The following is a 12,927-nucleotide window of genomic DNA, read 5'->3' as shown; positions in this document are numbered from 1 at the left end:
TGAAGTCCAGCTCTACAATATGGTTCGAGCCAAAGGCTCTTCTTATAGTTCCGAAGGAACAAATTATATTGTAGACCTGGACTTCAGTCCAGTTTAAATAAAATAAAGCGAAAATCCTTTCAGAATAATTAAAGGTTTTTTATTTTGGCTTATTTAGGAATATTTATTTTCGCTCTAAAACCTTTGTTTGGTTCTGTTTCAAAATCTACAGTTCCTTTAACGGCCTGAATACGGCTTTCCATATTTTGGAGACCATTTTTTGCAATCTTATTTTTTTCGCAACCAATACCATTATCGGTATAATGTATTAAGATGGAATTTTGATCACTTTCAAATTTTATGACAACAAGATTTGCTTGGCTGTGTTTTTTCATATTTACCATTAACTCTTGTAAAATTCGGCTAATAGTGATCTTTTTAATATCATCAATAATTTCCCAGTTTATATTTTCTATATTGGTGACCATGATATTTCTTTCGGTGGTGTTATAAGTCGAAAGCATTTCTTTTATGCTGCTGGTAAAATTGGCACCCGTATCGATTTTATTGTTTTCTTTTGAAATTCCTCTTACACGGCCGTAAATATCATCTAATTTTTGAAGAAGATTCTCTTTTGTGTTTTCTTTAGACAAAGGCTGCGATTCGGTAAATGCAATCACATTAAAAACATCGTTTGCTAATTCATCATGGATTTTTTTCGCAATTCGGGTCTCGGTTTCATACGAAGCTTTAAATTCTATTGCTTTGTTTTTATTTTTATAATAGCGAATTAAAATGGCTATTAAAATAACTAGAAAAATAAATATGATAACTAATACAATGCGCAGGTATTTTTCTTTTTGAAGTGCTAACTGGTTTTCTGCTTTTTCTAGACGAAGTTTTTCATTTTCGTCTTTTTCTTTTTTAGCATCGTATTTAATTTTGGCAAATTTATTTTTAAAGTTGTTTCTAACCTTAATGATACTATCATTTAGCGTAAAATACTTTTGAACATATTTGTGCTTTTGAGGACTATTATCATTTGAAATTAAAATTTGCAACGCTTCTAATCTTTCATCAACACTATTTAGTTTTGTGGAAATAGTGTATGCCGTAAGCGCATTTTCATCTGATTTTTGAACATCTTTTTTGGAATAATAATCGGCTAAGTGTAAGTAACTTTCAATGCTTCCATAAGTGTCCTTTATTTCATTTCTTTTCTGGAGTGCATGACTCATTAAATTGAATCCCTTTTCATCCATTCCATTTTTAAAATAAGCATAGCCCAAGTTGTCTTGATTTCTAGCTTTATGAGTCGCTTGAAGCTTATCATCTAAAAGTTTCGTTCTTAATATTGATTCTATTAGGGCAATCGCTTTGGCGTATTTTTTTTGCTGAATATAAATTGGTGCAATATTACTTATAGGGATCAGTTTTGCAATTGGATCTTCATATTCTTTCGCAGATTCTTTATAATAAAAAATAGCATCATTGTATTGAGAAAGTTCTTTGTCAGCAACGCCTAACGTTGCATTTATAGCAGCAGTGTACATATTCTTTTTTTTGAAATATGTTGATGCTTCGGTAACAGTCTCCTTGCTACCATAATAATCACCGTTGACCTGCTGTATTGCAGCCATTTGTATAAGGATATATCCAATATTGGCACTGTCTTTTAAAGTTTCAAAAAGTATTTTGGATTTATTAAATTCGAAAAATGCAGTATTAAAATTTTGTTTTTCATAATTTGCAATTCCTGTATTTCGCAAACTAAGAGCTTCTTTTTGTATAGCTTCAGTATTTGGGTTGACGGTCGTTTTTTCTTTGCAGGAAAAAAGAAAAAGGAAAATAATAAAATAAAAAAACGGGGACCGTAACATATAAATTTACTTTCCCCGAAAATAGTAATTAATTAGATACTAAAAATATTTTTATTCATCCGTTGGTGGTGGTGGTGGAACTTTTCCATCACCAGGACCCTCACCAGGCGTACCCTCACCAGGACCATCATCAGCATATGTATCTTTTGCTGGATTAACAGTTTTTTTTGTTTCTTGTTTTGGCTTCGTTTCAATTTCATCCGGAGTACAAGAAAATATGCTGAATAATAACGCAATAGCGCTAAAAAGTAATAATTTTTTCATTTTGATTTAATTTAGAAATTAGACATAGGTATTGCTGTCCGGAGTTTATCCAGAGTTATTATTGGCAATACCAAATTGATTTTGGGAAGTTGATCGTGTAGAACGGTAAGACGTAATTTAAACTTCCCGAATAAACTCGGTCTTACGGTTTTCCACAATGATAATTAGATCTAGTTTTATATTTTTGTTTTAGTCTGCAGACAAAACTTGAACTAATTTCTGATGCAAAGGAAAGGCACTTTTAGACCACTGTAGATAAGGTATTCCCGGAATTCCTGCGTTTTCCTGAGATTCCCATGATTTCCCAATAAAATAAAAATGCAATGCCTATTTTTTTATTAAATGTTATTTGGCTTTAGACGAATCTCTATTATAATAGATGTAATAAGCTTGACAAAAGTTGGATTGAACTGAAAAAAAAGTAGAAATAATATGAGATTGGAATAAAAATTGAAAGTGCTGATAAGGATTTGAATTTTTGAAGTCAAAAATAAAGGCATATAAAAAGATTTAGATTAAAAATAAAAGTAAAGAGTCCAAAGAGGTTCCTAAAAAAGTCAAGATGAATAATACATTAGAAGCATATAAAAAAGCGATTAAAATTAAATACGAACTCGAAAAAGAGGGAGAATACTTCGATTATTTGTATAGTCCATCCCGAGGAAAACTCCGCGATTTGTGCTGGCTTATTTTTGAAAATAATCCGAGCCAAGATGATTTGAATGTTTTTAGGAATTTGTTGGGTTTAGATTTTGATCATACAAAAAAGAATAAGTTTAAGGAACAAAAAGATAAGTTTAGACCCATTGAAACCTTTTTTAAAGGCGAAACAGATCCGTCAAATATTGACGCCATAAATCTTGCGGCAATTTTGGTCGATTTTCAACCGCGTCCTTTTAAAAGGTTTAATGAAAAGTGTAGAAATGGAGAAGCCAAACTGGCTGAAAATACAGAAAGAACTGAAGTTGCCACTGAAATAGAGAATGAAGTCATAGAATCAAAGAGTTTTGTTGAAAATGAAAATGAAGAGTCTAAAGAAGTTCCTAAAAAAGGAAATCTTTTTTTGAATTTAAAAGACATATATTCTAATTCTAAAAAAATAGCTCAGAACATACAGCCGAAAAAAGTAATTAAGATTGCAATAGGAACAGTCTTATTGGTGTCTTCTGCGTGTTTAAATTATGTGCAGAAAAAAGATCAGCTAGAATAGTTTCCAAATGAAGATTGAAAGCATTTTTTTGAAAAATAAAATGCAAAAAATTGGAAAAAGAATAATTTGTTACGAAGCAATTTAGGCATTTAAATAGTTTGTTTTTTGGCATATATTGACTGTTATTTATACTATAAAGATACGAAAAACATACGGTTAAACCAAATAAAATCAATGAAATAAGTGATTTTTTTTGACTTTTTTTTAAAGTTTGTTTGCTTAATAAATAAGACAGTAAAATTTGATTTTTAGCTGGATTGTAATAAAATTATTTATATTTATAAAAGAGTAAAAAATAATCCATTTAAAAATATGATTTATGAAAAAGCTTCTAATAGTAGTAATTGTTTTATGCACTTTTGGTTGTAAAAAGTATGTAGTGTTGTTTGAGCAGCCAACAAATATGAAATTGGATAACTTAAAATTGGAAGTATATCTTGATAAAAAGAAAGTGCACGACATTACCTTAAAAGCAACAAATGAAATGCCGACTTACCAAACAGCAGAACTTTCAATATCTGATGAAGGAAAACACCTGCTTGAGGTTAAAACAAAAGACACCATCTTTAGTTATGATATAAAGTATCCCGAAGAAAAATATATTATGGTGACAGCCCACCTAAAAAGTGACGGAAAGCTTACTGTTGGAATTCTAAAGCAATCTTATAAATTTAGGTTTCATTGATGCTTGAATTTATTTCAAATATAAAAGCCTTTCACATTTAATGCGAAAGGCTTTTGTAATTTTAAGGGAAAGTCTTAAGATAAAAAATCTTTAAGCCAGAATCCAGAGTTTTTAATGGTTCTTTTTTGAGTCTCAAAATCGACATGAACAAGTCCAAATCTGGCATTGTAGCCTTCAGCCCACTCAAAGTTGTCAGTCAGCGTCCATACAAAATAGCCATCAACATTTAAGCCGTCTTCTTTGGCTTTTAAAATTTGTTCTAAATGATCCTGAATATAATGCGTACGCTTGATGTCATGCACTTTTCCGTTTGTAACCGTGTCTGGGAAAGCGGCGCCATTTTCGGTTATTATAATTTTTTTGATGTCGTATTCGTTAAATCTTTTTAAAACATGATAGAGAGCAGGAGGATAAACTTCCCAGCCCATATCAGTTGCTATTACATTTCTTTTTTCGGCACTAATTAATTCGGCACCGATATAGGGAATTAGTAACGACGATTTTACAACTTCTCTAGTATAACATTGCAGACCAATAAAATCGAAATCGAAAGCAATGTTTTCTAAATCATCGGGCGCAATATAATTGCTTAGTTTTTTTAAAACAGGCAAGTCATCCTGCGGATATCCAAGTCCGAGAAGCGGTTCGATAAAAGTCCTGTTTAGCAAAGTGTCGACCCGTTTTGCAGCGTCAACATCTTTTTGATTTTGTGAAAAAGGCTCAATGTGAGTAGATGAAAAAGTAGTTCCAATATTGGCGTCGGGAATTCTATTTCTAAGTATTTTTCCTCCGGCCGCAGTCGCCATTGTAACGTGGTGCATGGCTTTTAGGTAATTTGTAATTCCTTTTTTTCCGGGTGCGTGAATACCAAGAAAATAACCAGCTCCGGTAAAAACAGAAGGTTCATTGATGACCATCCAGTTTTTAACGCGATCGCCAAAATGCTTGGCGCAGATTTCAACATAGTCTGAAAACCACGAAACCGATTCGCGATTCGTCCAGCCGCCTTTTTGTTCAAGTGCATGAGGTAGATCCCAATGGTAAAGAGTAACCCAAGGTTCGATGCCCTGAGCAAGCAATGAATCGATGATTTTATTGTAGTAATCAATTCCGGCTTGATTGACAGGATGCGTTCCCGTAGGCATAATTCGTGGCCAGCTGATCGAAAATCGAAAATTAGGGATATTTAATTCTTTGATTAAATTAATATCATCTTGATACGAATTATAAAAATCACAAGCAGTTATGGCATGATGTCCGTTTTTAATTTTCCCTTTTTGAGAAGTAAAAACATCCCAGATCGAAGAACCTTTTCCGTCTGCATCATGAGCTCCTTCAATTTGAAATGCGGCGGTAGAAACACCCCACAAGAAATCCTCTCCAAATTGATTTTTGTTTAGAAACGAGTTTTCAACTTTATTCATTCAATATATGTTCCTTGATTTTTAATTGCTTTTTTTTAATGAAGGAAAGAAGATTGCATAGCTCTTAAAAAAAGCCATTCTTTGAATGATACTAGAAAATTTAGATTAAAGAATTTCATAACTTTTAGTTTTATTCAAATTAATAAAACTAATGTGAATAAATTGTAAAGTCATTATTATCAAATAATTAAATAAGACAAAAGCGATAAAAGAAACGATTAAAAGCAAGTTTCTAATCTTCCCATCCGCATAATGTCAAACCATATCCCTGAGCTTGTTTTAATGATGTTTTTGTGATTCCGTGACTGCAGGATGATAAACCCCTGCAGTTTTCGTTATAATGGTATTTTTTTGCACCTTTTGGCCCGCATATAAAAACGCTGGTTTCTGGCATACTGAATGAAGTTAAAATTATAAATAGTAAGAGTAAAGTATATTTCATTTAAATAATCTTATTTGACGATTAAATTATATTCGTTTCCTTTTTTATCGTTGGCTTTTAATTTTCCTTTTGAAATCCATTCGGTACTGATTTCTATTTCAGCAATGCTGTCCATTAAAATTCCGGCACCATATTTTCCCTGAACATTTATATTCCCAAAAACCGAATCGCCTTTGTCATTTATTCCTTTTACATCATAATTGTATTCGTAGTTTCCTGGGTTTCCGGTTCGGTATTCGTATTGATAGGTTTTATTTACATGATACGTTTGAGCTTCGTCCGGCGTAATCGTTTTTCGGTCATCTGCGGTAACAGTTTCTTTATAAAACGTGTTGATTTGCGGTGGAGGTGGAGCATCCGCTTTTTTGCAGGAATAAAACGCAACTAATAAAAGTAAGATGAGGTAGTTTTTTAGCATAGGCTTTGTGGTATTTGGTTTTTAAGTATTTGCTAAATCTAATTAGAATTATGACGTTTGAAATAAGTACTTATACGTGATTTTTAAATAATCTTTCAGCAATTTCTTCCTTCTCAATTATTATTTGTGAAGGAAGAATCATTTGAATTTTGTTAGTTATCGGATTTTTAAAAATTGAAAAATTTCCTCTACAGTTTTTGTAGCGAAATTGAAATCCTTTTAGTCCCTTAATAAATCCTTCTTTTTGAGTTATTTCAAACACATAATTGGAGCAGGATTTTTTAAAAATGCATTTTCTTCTGTTGGATTGAGGAATTAAAATCCAATACAAGCGAATTATTAATAGGATGAAATATTTCATTTTTTCTGAAAAACAACCATTTGGTTATTTGTTGTATAACCTGGTTTTGCTCCAAGTCCAAAACAGCCATTTTCTGGATGCACAAATGTTGATACACTTTCTAAACGCACATATTCCCAGCCTTGATTTCTATAATTTTTTATTAAGCTTTCAAGTTGTTCAGCAACATGATTTGAAGTCCCTTTTTTTGGATCAATTGAAGCTATGAATGGCACTACTTTATATTCCATAATTTTTTGGTTTGATTAATATTAAATTGGTTTATAATTCAAATGTAAGACCAATAAAAATTAGAATTTTATGGAAATCCGTAATGTAGTAGAATTTTAAAAGGAGTTTTTTTAGAGAGGGATTTAAACAGAAAAAAGAGGACAATAATGGCCCTCTTTAAAATATATAGATTTGATTTTTTATTCTTTTTCTAAAATAAAATCCTTTATAATTTTATCCATATTTGAAGGCAAGTCAGCATTTTTAATTTCAAAGTGTTTTATATTCATTTCAGAAAGCCATTTGCTCCAATATGCTTTTATAACTTTTTCTTCAAACGGATTATTTTTGCTTGGATTTATACCTAAAACTAAAACTTCAAGATTCGATAAATCTTTATTGATTTTGATGAATCCAAAATTTCCTTTCTCGAATTTTTTCTGCCAATGATTAGTATTTAGTCCATTTTTTTTAATTAACAGAGGGGTTAGATAACTGGATAAATTTCCATCTTTGATTTGCGTTCCTTCATAAAACATGTACCCATCCGTTAAAATAACTAAGATATTTCGATAATCTTTATCGATACATTGATCTTGAATTTTGCTGTCAAAAAAGTTCCAAATATCTGAGCCAATATATTTGTCATCTTTAATTGCAGATTCATATATTTTTGATGTTTTTGAAGAATAAGTACTATTTATAGAATTCAATAATTCTCTAGAAGCGTTGTCTTTATTAACAGTAATTCTTAATTTTTTAGAAATAGAATTAATCTGTGAATTTTCTGGTTCGGGATTAAAGAATATTTGCATTTTGTCATCAATTTGCCTCATTCGCTTTGGTTTTAAATGCTGTGTAAAAGCTTCAGAAACTGATTTAATATATCCTAAATCACGCTGGTAAATTTCCATAGTGGGATTTGGATTTTTCTTGAGACTTATTCGATCCGATAAATCGATTAAAATGCTGATATTATAGTTTTCTGAAGCGGCACTTTTAACTGCTGTTTCTTTTTCTTCATTTTTAGGGTCTTCTTTACACGAAAAAAATAAAATTAATAATAAAGGCATTGTGATTCTTAGTATAGTTTTTTTCATAGTATTAGTTTTTAGAATATACTAAATGTTGAAAATCAGGATCGATTAAGTTTAATTTACTTAAATGTTCTTCAGAATAAAGTTCACAGCTTTGTAAAAGTTCTTCTTTCTCTTTATAAGGTAAAGCTAATTCTGTACCAATTGCTTGAAACCATCCCTCTTTATATTGATGATGATAATGCAAATACTCTTTCACAGGAAAAACAAAGCCATCTATTTTCGATTGTAATTCAGATATTTTGCCATTTATGGTAACAATCTGTTGTTTGAAATCATTGATTTTATTAATATAATCAGCTTTAAGTTTTTCCAGATTTAATAGATTTTCTTTTTTACCTCTTATAAAAGCTCGGATTTTATCAATGTTTTCAAATTCCTTCATCATAAAGTCAAATACAAGTCCCCAGATTATATACACTACAAAACCGGCGAATATGATCATCCAAAATTCTGGTTGAGCAAGAGCAATGTTTAAGTCATATGGTGAAGATTCAGGAGTTTTATTAAACTCGTATATTTTTTTCTCAATGATGTAAGCTAAAAGTGAATCAAATAAGAATGTAATAGCAAAAAGCGAAATGAGTCTAAAAACATTTTTAAGCCCTTTTCCTTTTTGTACCATATGAATAACATATCCTAATCCCATAAAAACAAATGGAATCGTAACTACTAAAACTCCTTCGAGCCAACTCGCTTTAAAAGCATTTGTAAAAGCATCTGCATCAAAAATTGCAGCACTTAAACTGTCATTTGAAAACTCTTTGAAGAAGGCGGAATAAGAAGCTGAAATATAGAATACTAAAACATAAAGTGTGATTGGAAGCAAAAGAATTAAACCAATATAAAACTGCGCTTTTAAACCTTTTCCTTCTTCAATTCCGTATTTGTCAGGATTGCGTTTAACTTCAATAATCTCATTTTTAATTTGGTCAATATTGTCATTAATATCCTGTTCTTTTTTCTCATAAATACCGATTGCTGCTTCAGATTTTTTAAGTTCAGTTCTATTTTTTTCCTGTTCTTCGCGATAAGGTTGCTTAAGTCTGTCTTGTTCCATTTTTTGTTTTCGGCATTGATCTTCAAAACTCATATATAAATTTTGTAGACATGCTTTTAGAACAATTGGTTTTCCAGTGGCTTTTACAGAAGCTGCAAAGCCGCTTTGGTAGTAAGTAATTCTGATTTGCTCTCTGTCTTCTTCATTTTCTTCTATAACTTTAAAAGAAGAATCCTCAGATTTTTTCAAACTAAATAATTGAGAAAGTGGTTTCATAGTTTAAGCGTTTAGTTGACTAATAATTTCTTCTTTGCTAATATTTTTTTGAACACAATCAATTAAATAATCAGATAGATCATTAATGTTTTCTTCAACGAAATCAAATTTTCTGCAATACTTTTTGAGCATATTTAATTCGTCGTCAGTTACTTTTCCATCTGCCCAAATAATTCTTGCTAAATCATACAAGTATTCAATTTTTGTGGTTAAGGCTTCCGGAACTATAAATTCTATATTAACAGGGTTTAGAAAAAGTTTATCCAATTCTTCTTTTGCAATGCCTCTTTCATCAGCAAAATGATACAACATTTGTAATTCTAATACATCAAATTGATCGTCTGCCATTGCCATTTGATACAATCTCAAAAAATGGCTTTTAAGTTCTAGTGTTATCATGGTTTTTTGGTTTGTTTATTTTAGATTTTCACATGCAATTCCGTCTCCATCTGAGTCCAGATTTTTGTAACAGCTTTTATTGCTATTGTATGCAGCTTGTGCTTGTGCTCGAGTTGCAAAATCACCACAGGTTTTTGTTGGACAGTTTGAACTCGAACTAGAATTTGAACTTGTCTCTCCTGAATCTGAACAAGAAATTATAATACCTGTAAGTATTAATGAGGAAATAGAAATAGATATGATTTTTTTATATTTCATGATTGAATTATTTAAAATGATAAATTAAGAATGTAAGAATTCCTGTGAAGGCAAATATTACAAGGCATCCGTTGTTTTGATATCGAATGCCTGGTATACCAGTTTTTGTAGAATAGCCATTTTTACTAAATGTTCCCATTTTTGTTCTAAGACTTGGAGAAATTCCTGATTTGCTAATATTCAAACCAAGTCCTCCCCCAAGTTTTATTCTTTTTTGAAATCGAAAGCCCATTTAAGTTGTGTGACAATCGTTACAACAAGTTTTACAACCATTTGACTTTGAGTAAGTTTTTTTTGCCTCATCTACTGCAGGTTTACAGCTAGAATAGAGACCAAGGTATTTTTTACTTACGATACTTTTGAAGTATGGGCATTCATCAGTATGAACTTCATGATCCCTGTTTAATTGGGCGGTGTTGTTTACATAATAAAGTTTCATGGTTTAAAGGTTTTAATTAATATTAAATTGATGTATGGTTCAAAAGTAAACCCAATCAAAACCAGTATTTTACGGAAATCCATAATCTGCGATTTTTTAAATTTCAGTAATAAAAAAAAGCCCCCGAAGGAGCTTGAGAAAATAAGTTTATAAAGGATTAAATAATCCCCATATCTTTTGCGATCGAAACTAAATGAACAGTATTATTTGCCTTGAAAAAATCTTTGAGTTTAGAAAGTCTTTTTTCCATAGCGCTTTTACTATTTGGCTTGACTTCTGAATTTTTAAAAATCTCGATAATTTCATCCTGAGATGTTCCAGCAGACAAATATTTTAGGATTTTAATATCGACATCGTCTATTTCGTAGTTGCCTTTTTCCTGAAGCGCAGAAGCAATTTCAGATGAAATAAATTTTTGATCAGAAACCGAAATTAGGGTAAGCGCTTTTTTGAGATCTTCGATACTGTTTCTGCCTTTTAGCACAAAGGCGTTAATTTCAGAATCGTCAAAAAGTGATTTTATGCGAACATTTTTATCTTCAATAGAGTAGGCAATGATTTTAATATCGGGCTGCAGTTCACGAACTTTTTGAATCAACTCGTCACCACTTCCGATTTTTACTTCGCGATGGTCTTTTTTAAACGAAAGATCACTAATTAATAAATCGTATGGTTCATTATCCTGAATAGCTTTTCTAATTTTTAGAAAAGCATCGTCACAGTATTTTGCATGTTGAAAATTGAGGATGTTGAAATCACTCAAAGTTTGTTTTATGGCTAAATTGAATTCTTCAAAATCCTCGGCTATTATTACTTTTTTAAACATAGGCTTTTATTTAGGCATTATTATTTTTACTTTAAAACCTTTATCTGGTTCAGTTTCAAAAGTAATAGTTCCTTCATTAGACAAAATACGGTTTTCCATATTTTGCAAACCATTTTTTATAATTTTCGATTTTTCGCATCCTTTTCCGTGATCGGAGTAGTTTATAAATAAAGTATTTGAGTTGTTCTCAAACTGTATTACAACAACAGAAGCCCCACTATGTTTTTTCATATTAACCATTAATTCATGCAAAACGCGCTGAATGGTGATTTTTTTTAAATCTTCAATCGAATCCCAGTTTACTTTTTCAACGCCATTTATAATAACATTAGTCTGTTCACTATTATAGGTAGAAAGCATTTCTTTTAAAGTGTTTGGGTAATTTGGCCCGGTATCAATATCATTGTTTTCTCTGGAAATTCCGCGAACGCGTGAATAAATGTCGTCGAGTTTTTGCAGTAAGTTTTCTTTATTGTTTTCGTTGGTTAAAGGCTGAGTTTGTGTATATGTAATCGCATGAAAAACGTCGTTTGCCAGACCATCATGAATATCTTTGGCAATTCGTGTTTCGGTATCGTAAGCTGTTTTTATTTTTTCAAGTCGATTTCGGTTTTCATAACGTTTTCTCAAATATAGAAGTAAAAGAAAAAGGCCAATTATACCAATTATAAAAAATATTATTTGGTAATTCGCTTTTTGAAGCGCTAATTCATTTTCCGCTTTTTCTAATTTAAGTTTTTGATTTTCATCTTTTTCCTTTTGAGAATCGTATTTGATTTTGGCAAATTTGTTTTTAAAATTATTCCGAACTTTAATAATACTGTCGTTCAAAACAGAGAATTGCTTAGCATATTCAGTATTGTTCGCCATTGATTTATTAATCATTAAATAAGAAAGGGCTTCTAAACGTTCGTCAATACTATGAAGTTTAGTCGCGGTTCTATAAGCTTTTAAAGCGTAATCTTTTGATTTTAAAGGTTCGTTTTCAACATAAAGTTCAGCGAGATGGAGATTGCTTTCAATGCTTCCATAATCATAAGGAATATTCTTTCTTAACTCCAGACTATATTCTATAAGTTTAAGCCCTTTTTTAGTCTGTCCATTTTTGTATAAAGCATAACCTAAATTATCAATATATCTTGTTTTGAATTTTTCTGATTGATCTGCTGCTGTTTTTGTATTCGAAATAGAGTCAAGAATTTTTATGGCTTGATCGTATTTTTTTTGATGAATATAAACTACTGCAATATTGTTTAAAGTATTTTCTTTGCATGAAGGATCTGGGCAATCTTTCAAACCTTGATCATAATAGTAGATAGCATCGTCATAATTAGATAATTCTTTTTCAGCTATTCCATATAAATTATTGATTGTGGAGGTGTAAATATCTTTTTTCTTAATATAAGGCAAGGCCTCAGTAAGAGTTTCCTTGCTTCCATAATAATCACCATTGATTTGCTGTATAAGGGCAATTTGAGCAAGAATGTACACAAGATTAGTACTGTCCTTGCCTTTTTCATACAAAGCTTTAGACTTATTATAATAATAAAAAGAACTATCATAATTTGCTTGTTGAAATTTTTCTATAGCCTTATTTCTAATCCCTAAAGCTTCTTTATTGGGTGTCTCATTTTTCGCAGGAACAACCGTTTTGTTTTGGCATGAGAAGTACAGAAGTAAAAATATAAAATAAAAAAACGGGGATCGTAACATAAAATTTACTTTCCCCGAAAATACAAATTAATTGTTTTTAATAGGT

General features: G+C 30.9%; 17 protein-coding genes. 2 read left to right on the top strand and 15 right to left on the bottom strand.

The annotated features are described in order from the left end of the window. Nucleotides 1–149: 149 nt before the first annotated feature. The 3 genes from EV145_RS07395 to EV145_RS22655 all read right to left on the bottom strand — a co-directional run bounded on the left by EV145_RS07395 (nt 150) and on the right by EV145_RS22655 (nt 2,447). Nucleotides 150–1,859 (bottom strand): ATP-binding protein, encoded by a 1,710-nt coding sequence (locus EV145_RS07395; protein ID WP_133524579.1) that lies wholly within the window; start codon nt 1,857–1,859, stop codon nt 150–152. A gap of 51 nt (nt 1,860–1,910) precedes the next feature. Then, on the bottom strand, nt 1,911–2,123 hold the full coding sequence (locus EV145_RS07390) for a hypothetical protein (RefSeq protein ID WP_133524578.1): 213 nt from the start codon (nt 2,121–2,123) through the stop codon (nt 1,911–1,913). A 189-nt stretch (nt 2,124–2,312) separates the two neighbouring features. Next, entirely contained in the window at nt 2,313–2,447 is a 135-nt protein-coding gene (locus tag EV145_RS22655; protein WP_262711916.1) for a hypothetical protein, read from the bottom strand. A 238-nt stretch (nt 2,448–2,685) separates the two neighbouring features. Here EV145_RS22655 and EV145_RS07385 point away from each other — a divergent pair, with 238 nt between their 5' ends. Together EV145_RS07385 and EV145_RS07380 are read left to right on the top strand one after the other, a co-directional pair. Beyond that, on the top strand, nt 2,686–3,333 hold the full coding sequence (locus EV145_RS07385; RefSeq protein WP_133524577.1) for a hypothetical protein: 648 nt from the start codon (nt 2,686–2,688) through the stop codon (nt 3,331–3,333). A 319-nt stretch (nt 3,334–3,652) separates the two neighbouring features. Then, on the top strand, nt 3,653–4,018 hold the full coding sequence (locus EV145_RS07380; RefSeq protein ID WP_133524576.1) for a hypothetical protein: 366 nt from the start codon (nt 3,653–3,655) through the stop codon (nt 4,016–4,018). A 74-nt stretch (nt 4,019–4,092) separates the two neighbouring features. On the opposite strand, the gene EV145_RS07375 is transcribed toward EV145_RS07380, so the two are convergent. From EV145_RS07375 to EV145_RS07315, 12 genes are all read right to left on the bottom strand, one after another. After that, nucleotides 4,093–5,442: a GH1 family beta-glucosidase gene (locus tag EV145_RS07375; protein WP_133524575.1), complete on the bottom strand. Its 1,350-nt coding sequence runs from the start codon at nt 5,440–5,442 to the stop codon at nt 4,093–4,095. Between the two features lie 232 nt (nt 5,443–5,674). Then, nucleotides 5,675–5,884: a hypothetical protein gene (locus EV145_RS07370; protein ID WP_133524574.1), complete on the bottom strand. Its 210-nt coding sequence runs from the start codon at nt 5,882–5,884 to the stop codon at nt 5,675–5,677. 10 nt (nt 5,885–5,894) lie between these two features. Beyond that, nucleotides 5,895–6,302, bottom strand: coding sequence for a hypothetical protein (locus EV145_RS07365; protein WP_133524573.1), 408 nt, complete (start codon nt 6,300–6,302; stop codon nt 5,895–5,897). A 70-nt stretch (nt 6,303–6,372) separates the two neighbouring features. Continuing rightward, nucleotides 6,373–6,663 (bottom strand): membrane protein insertion efficiency factor YidD, encoded by a 291-nt coding sequence (yidD, locus tag EV145_RS07360; RefSeq protein WP_133524572.1) that lies wholly within the window; start codon nt 6,661–6,663, stop codon nt 6,373–6,375. Then, nucleotides 6,660–6,893 carry a hypothetical protein gene (locus EV145_RS07355; RefSeq protein ID WP_133524571.1) on the bottom strand — a complete coding sequence of 78 codons (234 nt, stop codon included), beginning with the start codon at nt 6,891–6,893 and terminating at the stop codon, nt 6,660–6,662. The genes yidD and EV145_RS07355 overlap by 4 nt, the downstream gene beginning before the upstream one ends. 180 nt (nt 6,894–7,073) lie before the next feature. Further along, a complete protein-coding gene (locus EV145_RS07350; protein ID WP_133524570.1) occupies nt 7,074–7,973 on the bottom strand; it encodes a hypothetical protein in 900 nt (299 codons plus the stop codon). 4 nt (nt 7,974–7,977) lie between these two features. Next, nucleotides 7,978–9,246 carry an ABC transporter permease gene (locus EV145_RS07345; RefSeq protein ID WP_133524569.1) on the bottom strand — a complete coding sequence of 423 codons (1,269 nt, stop codon included), beginning with the start codon at nt 9,244–9,246 and terminating at the stop codon, nt 7,978–7,980. Nucleotides 9,247–9,249: 3 nt separating this feature from the next. Then, complete coding sequence (locus tag EV145_RS07340) at nt 9,250–9,645, bottom strand: hypothetical protein (RefSeq protein WP_133524568.1); 396 nt, start codon at nt 9,643–9,645, stop codon at nt 9,250–9,252. A gap of 15 nt (nt 9,646–9,660) precedes the next feature. Then, a complete protein-coding gene (locus EV145_RS07335) occupies nt 9,661–9,903 on the bottom strand; it encodes an excalibur calcium-binding domain-containing protein (RefSeq protein WP_133524567.1) in 243 nt (80 codons plus the stop codon). A gap of 7 nt (nt 9,904–9,910) precedes the next feature. Then, complete coding sequence (locus EV145_RS22675; RefSeq protein WP_133524566.1) at nt 9,911–10,135, bottom strand: DUF4236 domain-containing protein; 225 nt, start codon at nt 10,133–10,135, stop codon at nt 9,911–9,913. Nucleotides 10,136–10,499: 364 nt separating this feature from the next. After that, the gene (locus tag EV145_RS07320; protein WP_133524564.1) at nt 10,500–11,168 is read right to left on the bottom strand and encodes a response regulator transcription factor; all 669 of its coding nucleotides are present in this window, start codon (nt 11,166–11,168) and stop codon (nt 10,500–10,502) included. A 6-nt stretch (nt 11,169–11,174) separates the two neighbouring features. Next, nucleotides 11,175–12,881, bottom strand: a complete 1,707-nt coding sequence (locus EV145_RS07315) for an ATP-binding protein (RefSeq protein ID WP_133524563.1) — start codon at nt 12,879–12,881, stop codon at nt 11,175–11,177. Nucleotides 12,882–12,927: the final 46 nt, after the last annotated feature.

This window comes from Flavobacterium sp. 245, from assembly GCF_004362055.1.
GTDB lineage: Bacteria > Bacteroidota > Bacteroidia > Flavobacteriales > Flavobacteriaceae > Flavobacterium.
Note: the sequence above shows the minus strand (reverse complement) of the source record. Positions and strands in the feature narration are given on the sequence as shown.